The sequence below is a fragment of the Paenibacillus sp. oral taxon 786 str. D14 genome, assembly GCF_000159955.1.
GTDB classification, from domain to species: domain Bacteria; phylum Bacillota; class Bacilli; order Paenibacillales; family Paenibacillaceae; genus Fontibacillus; species Fontibacillus phoenicis.
The window spans coordinates 31,891-38,994 of record NZ_GG695994.1; the positions used below are offsets into that span (position 1 = coordinate 31,891).

The 7,104-nt window shown below is 52.4% G+C and carries 6 protein-coding genes; 3 read left to right on the plus strand and 3 right to left on the minus strand.

Annotated elements, in window-relative coordinates; all coding sequences use genetic code 11:
* Positions 1 to 4: 4 nt before the first annotated feature.
* Together POTG_RS20280 and POTG_RS20285 are read right to left on the minus strand one after the other, a co-directional pair.
* A complete protein-coding gene (locus tag POTG_RS20280) occupies positions 5 to 2,107 on the minus strand; it encodes a putative bifunctional diguanylate cyclase/phosphodiesterase (protein WP_009226710.1) in 2,103 nt (700 codons plus the stop codon).
* 138 nt (positions 2,108 to 2,245) lie between these two features.
* The gene (locus POTG_RS20285; RefSeq protein ID WP_009226711.1) at positions 2,246 to 3,214 is read right to left on the minus strand and encodes an aldolase catalytic domain-containing protein; all 969 of its coding nucleotides are present in this window, start codon (positions 3,212 to 3,214) and stop codon (positions 2,246 to 2,248) included.
* Between the two features lie 236 nt (positions 3,215 to 3,450).
* On the opposite strand from POTG_RS20285, the gene POTG_RS20290 reads away from it, so the two are divergent.
* The 3 genes from POTG_RS20290 to POTG_RS20300 are packed head-to-tail and all read left to right on the plus strand — an operon-like array spanning position 3,451 to position 5,936.
* The gene (locus tag POTG_RS20290; RefSeq protein WP_157273532.1) at positions 3,451 to 3,693 is read left to right on the plus strand and encodes a FeoA family protein; all 243 of its coding nucleotides are present in this window, start codon (positions 3,451 to 3,453) and stop codon (positions 3,691 to 3,693) included.
* Positions 3,690 to 5,720 carry a ferrous iron transport protein B gene (gene feoB / locus POTG_RS20295; RefSeq protein WP_009226713.1) on the plus strand — a complete coding sequence of 677 codons (2,031 nt, stop codon included), beginning with the start codon at positions 3,690 to 3,692 and terminating at the stop codon, positions 5,718 to 5,720. Before POTG_RS20290 ends, feoB begins: the two co-directional genes overlap by 4 nt.
* Before the next feature lie 33 nt (positions 5,721 to 5,753).
* A complete protein-coding gene (locus tag POTG_RS20300) occupies positions 5,754 to 5,936 on the plus strand; it encodes a FeoB-associated Cys-rich membrane protein (RefSeq protein WP_050769823.1) in 183 nt (60 codons plus the stop codon).
* A gap of 1 nt (position 5,937) precedes the next feature.
* Here POTG_RS20300 and POTG_RS20305 read toward each other — a convergent pair whose 3' ends face one another.
* Complete coding sequence (locus POTG_RS20305; RefSeq protein WP_009226714.1) at positions 5,938 to 7,044, minus strand: ATP-binding protein; 1,107 nt, start codon at positions 7,042 to 7,044, stop codon at positions 5,938 to 5,940.
* Positions 7,045 to 7,104: the final 60 nt, after the last annotated feature.

Below are 7,104 nucleotides of genomic sequence, written 5' to 3' on the forward strand. Positions count from 1 at the left end.
TTCCTTAGCCGGCTAACCGGCTAAGGAACTCGCTTTCCAGCACACCGGCAGACACCGGTTTGCTAAACAGATATCCTTGTCCTTCGTGGCAACGTTGGCGCTTCAGAAACTCCAACTGCTCCTCGTTCTCTACGCCTTCGGCCGTCACCTTCAGCTTTAAGTGATGTGCCATAGTGGTGATGGTGGAGACGATCGCCGCGTCGTTCCCGTCGTACATGACCTCTTTGACGAAGGCGCGGTCAATTTTCAACCGATCGATCGGCAGGCTTTTCAAATAATAAAGCGAGCTGTAGCCTGTGCCGAAATCATCGATGCTGATATGTATCCCTAAACGCTTCAAGCGATGAAGCTGATCTAGCGCGGTTTCAATATCGTATGTCATGCTTTCCGTCACTTCCAGCTCCAGGTATTGCGGATCTAACCCTACCTCACGCAGGATCGCGTTCACGTGCTCTGCTAAATTATATTGCCGGAACTGGCGCATCGATAAATTGACGGATACGCAAACCGGTTCAAAACCGTCCATCTGCCATTTCTTATTATACTGGCAAGCCGTCTTCAGCACCCACTCGCCGAGAGGAACGATCAGCCCGCTCTCTTCGGCCAGCGGAATGAATTCACTTGGCGGTATCAGTCCCCGCTTCGGGTGGTTCCAACGGACAAGCGCTTCCATCCCAACCATTTTCCCCGTATCCAAACGAATCTGCGGCTGGAACTCCAGGAAAAATTCCTCCCGCTCCAGCGCCTTGCGCATATCGTTCTCCAGCTCCACCTTCGCTTGGGTACGCTGTTTCATCGCTGCATGATAACGCAGAAACTCCACGCCTTGTTCCTTAGCATGGTGCACCGCCATATCGGCAAATTGGATCAACTCGTTCACTGAGTCGGCGTCATTCGGAAATACGGACAAACCCATGCTCAAGGAAATATGGTATTCGGTGTCGTCGATGAGTACCCCCGGATCTACAGAGGCTAACAGCTGTTTAGCCCGGTCCTCGGCGGCCGCAGCATCCGGCAGCTCGGAGAAGACCACGGCGAATTCGTCCTCGCCCATCCGGTACACCCACTGCTGAGGGCCTTCAAGCACCGCTAACCGACTTCCCAGCTCGGTCAACACCTTGTCCCCCGCGCTGTAACCCAACGAGTCGTTAATCGCCTTAAACCGGTCGATATTGATAACCGCCACGCCGATACAAGCCCGCGTAAATCCCAAGAGCTCGTCCAACTGCTCTTTCATTTGCCGCAAATTCGGCAGTCCGGTTAAATCATCATGGTAAGCCATATGCTTCATCTGGGCTTCCACGAGCAGTTTGCCGCGCAACGGTTCTTCAATCGTCAGCCGGTAAACCCCTTTTAATACGATGTAATACGAAATGCCCATATACCATTGCCCCGCCGCCTGGGTTAACCCCTCAACATGCCCCGGCGGACAGGTCAGCAAGACATGCCCCATCGCCATGAAGAGCAGTGACCGGGTTACCGTCATCATCGCCGGCGGGCGCTCTGCCCGATGCCGATAAAGGACAGCCGCAGCCACGAGGAGGTAGAGCAAAGGAATCCCCGCTTGCAAAACCAGTTGTAGAAGCTCCGTTTCAAATAATGTCGGCAAGCGGTCTTGGTACCGGTTTAACACAAACAGACCTGCCAGTGTCACCAAGACGGCACTGACAAACATGGTCACTTTCTGCTGTCCGGACACCTGCTGGTCCGTTGCAGCAAAGATCCGCAGCATCCCAAAGGCCCCTAGCAAATGTGAGATCACCAGAAACCAGGTCGCCAAATTTCCGCTCGGTTCGAAGCCAAGCAGCGAGATGTCACCGTATAAAACGGTATACAGGATATCCAATATCCCGATCATCGAAAATAAAACGGCCGTGTAAAGCCGCTGCTTGGAAAGTTTGTCGGTAAACAGAATCCATCCCTGCGCAAATATGGCGAATGATACGGCCAGGCACATGAGGCCTGCCAAAAGATGCAGCGTCTGAACAACCGCGTCCGTCCCCGGCGGATATCCGTTCCATGCCGACAACTGGACAACCCCGATCATCGCCGCCAATCCGATTACCCCTTGGATGATTGTCGTTCGTTCCTCTGCCCTAATCCTCAATGCGTATCAACCTCCGGAGGTAAGTACTTATCGATCCGTCATGAGTCTACTATTCAACATATTCCGCTTATTTCCTGCCTTCTTCTCAAATTTGTCGAGGAAAAATAGAAGCCCGGACACAAGGCCCGGGCTTAATTTTTATGATTTTTTGGGACGATGAACCGTTGTCTCCGGCGTCGTCAGCTTATCGTAAAAATCGACGACTTTGTCTTTGTCGTCCGAAGCCCGCAGCGCCATCGCGGAACGCGGATGCTCGTCAAGCGTCCCCGTGATCATGTAAGGGATCAGGTACCCCCACTCTTCCTTCTCGCGAAGCGGGATCAAGAGCTCCTCCAGAACTTCTAGTACAGGGCGCAGCTTGTAATTCGTACCCTTCAGATGGGTCACAAGCAGCTCGGTTGGACAGTTGCCGGCCGCGCGTCCCATGCCATACACAGAGGCATCCAGCAGTTCAACCCCATTTTCAGCGGCCACCAGCGTATTGGAAAAAGCCAGCTGCATGTTGTTGTGGGTGTGAACACCTAGCCGTTTACCTGGCAAATGGGTTTTGAACTTGTTGACCAAATGCTCCATGTCTTTATAATCGAGACTTCCGTAGGAATCAACGATGTAGACAACGTCAACGACGCTATCTTTGATCATCTCAAAGGCTTCCAGCAGCTCATGCTCCATCACGTTGGACAACGCCATAATATTCAACGTCGTCTCGTAGCCGCGATCATGGAACAATTGCACCAGCTGCAGGGCTTTGTCCACATCTTTAATGTAGCAAGCAACTCGAATTAAATCGAGCAGGCTTTCGCTGCGCGGTAAAATATCGTTTTCGTCTACCCGGCCGATATCGACCAGTGCGGATAGCTTCGTCGTTCCTTTTTGAGGAATTACCTTGCGCAGGAAATCGTCGTCCAGAAACCGCCAAGGACCGGCTTCATCGGCGCCTTTCAGCAGCTTCGGCGAGTTTTTGTAGCCGATTTCCATATAATCCACACCCGCCTCATTCAGGCCCGCGTACAATTTTTGGACAAATTCTACGCTGAAGTCCCAGTTGTTCACCAGTCCTCCATCACGGATGGTGCAGTCGACGATTTTGCATTTATTGGCTTTCATCTGGCATATTCCTCTCCATCGTTTCGTTTTACTATCCATCTTACTAAAGGTTGTTCGAAAAGTCATCTTTGGATCACGAAGTTTCCATTCTTCGTTATGAAGTAAATCACAGTATGGGCCAGCGGTGCGTGCTATATTACTTGTGAATTTAATTGAGATTGATTCTCAATAGCGTTTAATCAACTAGATTTTTCAGCCGTTTTCGGCTTACTTACATGACGAAGGAGGAAGTTTTCATGAAACCTTGCCGATGCTGCCTGCTAGGTTTGAAACCCGGGACCACTTGTGCCATCACGCAAATTGGCAATATGGACCCGATCCTGAAACGGCGCCTCGCGGATCTCGGGATCCGGGAAGGATCCCGCGTGGTCGTGAAACGGTACTGCTTATGGGGCGGTCCGGTCACGCTGGAATGCGCCGGGCAACTGCTGGGCATCCGCCAGAAGGAAGCGGCCCATATCGAGGTGGCAGTCTCATGAACAACGCCGCACTCATTGGGAACCCGAACACAGGGAAAACCTCACTGTTTAATGCCTTAACCCGCTCTTACGAATATGTCGGGAACTGGGCCGGCGTAACGGTGGAGAAAAAAGTCGGGCACCTGCGAAGCACAACCGGACTGCTCACCGACCTGCCCGGGATCTATACCCTGCATCCTTTGTCTCGAGATGAGGGGATTGCAGCCGAGTACCTGGCCTCCGAGCCCCCTTCCGTGCTCGTGAATATCGTCGATGCCTCTAACTTGGAGCGTAACCTATATCTGACGCTGCAGCTACTGGAATACGGCAAACCGGTAATCATCGGGTTAAATATGATAGACGTTGCCGAGGCCCGCGGGTTGAAGGTGGATCCAGAGAAGCTGGCGGCCCTGCTGGGCGTTCCCGTTCTCCCGCTGATTGCACGTACCGGCAAAGGCAGTAAAGAAGTGCTGCGGGCAATCGAACAACAGTCTTCTGAATCGGCGCAAAAGCCGGAATTTACGATCGATTATGGCGAAGTGATCGAGCAAGCCATTCACGACATCACGCGTGAGCTTGCAGCAGACTGGGAGGAACAACGTCCGGCCTTACGCTGGATCGCCTTGCAGGTACTGGAGGACAACCCGGCGGTCATCTCCGCGCTTCCGCCGCAGACCAACTTGCACATGCTGCAGAAGATCCGGGCCGAAGTAGAAGCGAAGCTGGCTGCGAACGATTTGGCTTCCTCCGCGGAAGCGTATATCCGCTCCGTCCGGAACCAGCGGATTCAGAACATTTGCAGTGAAGCCGTGGATGCCTCACAGAAGAAACCGCACTCGATGACCGAACGCATCGACCGTATTGTCACCCATCCGTTTCTCGGCCTCCCGCTGTTTATGGTTTTCATGTACCTCACTTTCCAGCTGACGTTTGATTGGCTCGGCAACCCGCTCTCTGATCTGCTGGACGGGTTCATCAGCGGTCCGCTGATCAGCGGTGTGGAGAGTCTGCTGACCGGCATAGGGGCTTCAAGCTTCACGCAGGCGTTGATCACGGGCGGCATCATCGGCGGCGTTGGCGGCGTACTGGTGTTTATTCCGCAGATTTTCATCATGTTCCTGATCATTTCCTTCATTGAAGACTCCGGTTACATGGCCCGGATTACCGTCATGATGGATAAATTGATGGAAATCGTCGGTCTAAACGGCAAAGCGTTAATTCCATTTATCCTAGGCTTTGGCTGCAATGTGCCGGCGATTATGGCTTCCCGCAGCATCGAGCAGCCGAAGGAACGGATGCTGACCATGCTGCTCATTCCGCTGATGTCCTGCTCCGCGCGGTTACCGGTTTACGCTTTATTTGCCGGCATCTTTTTCGCTGAGTCGCAAGGTCTGATCGTCTTTTCTCTGTATATGCTTGGCATCGTGCTGGCGCTTGGGTTGGCCAAAGTGTTCTCGCTGTTCCTGTTCAAAAACGAACGTTCCTTCTTTATCGTTGAGCTGCCGCCATATCGGATGCCGCAAAGCGTCACCCTGTTCCGCAGCACCTGGGAGAAGGGCAAAGGCTTCCTGCGCAAAGCCGGCACCTTCATTCTCGGCGGTTCCGTGCTGATCTGGCTGCTCACGTACCTTGGTCCGGGTGGCGTCGCGGACAACATGGATGACAGCTTCCTCGCAGCCATCGGCGGCTTGTTCGCGTCCGTCATGCAGCCGCTAGGCTTCGGCACTTGGCAATCCGGGGCAGCGCTGATTACCGGGTTTATGGCCAAGGAGGTCGTGGTATCAACGATGAACATCATTTACCATGTTCCGGATATGGCCGGACTGCAAGGCCAAATTGCCGCATCCTTCACCGGGCTGCAGGCCTACAGCTTTATGGCCTTCGTTCTGCTGTACACCCCGTGCCTTGCAACGGTTGGCGTTCTTCGCAAAGAAACAGCTTCCTGGAAGTGGACGTTATTTGCTATCGGCTATTCGCTGACGCTGGCTTACCTCGTGGCTTTCTTGATCTATCAGATCGGATGGCGGCTAGGATTCGGACTGGCTTAAGCAAAATTCGATAAACGAAAGGAGCTGCCTGTTATGGCCGACATCATCATCCTTACCGCTATTTTTGGATATGCTGCCTTCGCGTTATACCGCGGCTTCAAGAAAAGCAAAAAAGGCGCCTGCGCCTCCTGCTCGCAGCAGAAGTCCTGTTCTGCAGCTTGCGGGAAGTACGCGGCGTCCTCTACGCCATCTGCGGCCAAAGGCCCTAAAGATTAATTTATAATGCCAGCGGGAGCGAAACGGTAAAGATCGTTCTCGCTCCTTTTAAGCTGTCCACGGAAATGTTCCCCCGATGGTTCCGGATGATCCGGTAACTCACCGACAATCCCAATCCCGTTCCCTTCTCCTTCGTCGTAAAAAACGGATCAAACAAGCGGCTTAGCATCCCCTTGTCCATTCCGCCGCCGTTATCTTGTATCGAGATACAAACCGATTTGCCTTCCTTCTCCGCACGGATATCGATCACCCCTTGGTGGTCGCCGCCTACTTCGGCGATGGCGTCCATCGCATTTTTGATAATGTTCAGCAGCACCTGCTTGATCTGCTTAACATCGATGGAGACGAGCAGCTCCTCGTTTGGCTCGTGAAGGATCATTTGGCATCCCTTCATCAACGCCTCGCTCTCCGTAAGCAGAACAACCTCCTTCAACAAGGAAGAAACGTTGACCGTCGATTTCTGCGGAGCCGAAGGCTTCGAAGAATTTAGAAACTCATGGATAATATCGTTCGCCCGGTCGATTTCCGTTAAGATAATCCGGGCATACTCATCCTTGCCCAGCTGCAGCAAATGAGGCCGCAGCAACTGAATAAATCCGCGGATCGCTGTAAGCGGATTCCTAATTTCATGCGCAATCGCCGCGGAAATTTTTCCAAGCATCGCCAGCTTGTCGTTCTGATAAGCCGTTTGTTCGATCCGTTTAAAATCAGAAACATCCTTGACGCTAAGCAGAAAATCCCCATCCATCTGATCCCCGTATGTAACCGTAATCAGCCAATGTCTGCCGTATTCGTCAATTAACTCATGGTACTTTTTGCGGTGAAAGATAGTCTCCCGGTAAATACGCAAGATCTTACGCTTCTTAAATTGGTTGAGATGCGGATGCCGCAGCAGCTGCAATAAATTACAGCCGATCAGGGATTGGCGCGGCATTTCAAGCAGCTTGGCCATCTGTACATTGATAAAGGTTAGAACCCCATCACAGTCAAACAGCATGATTCCGCTGTCCAGGTGTTGGAGTACGTTCTCATACTTGTTTTTTACGAGTTGGGGCGATTGGTATGCTTTGACGGACTGGAGCAATGTCTCTTGAAATTCACTCAACAAGCTTGGTTCCCCCTTTATTCAAATGATGTACTTTGCCTTGCAAGACAACATACCATCACT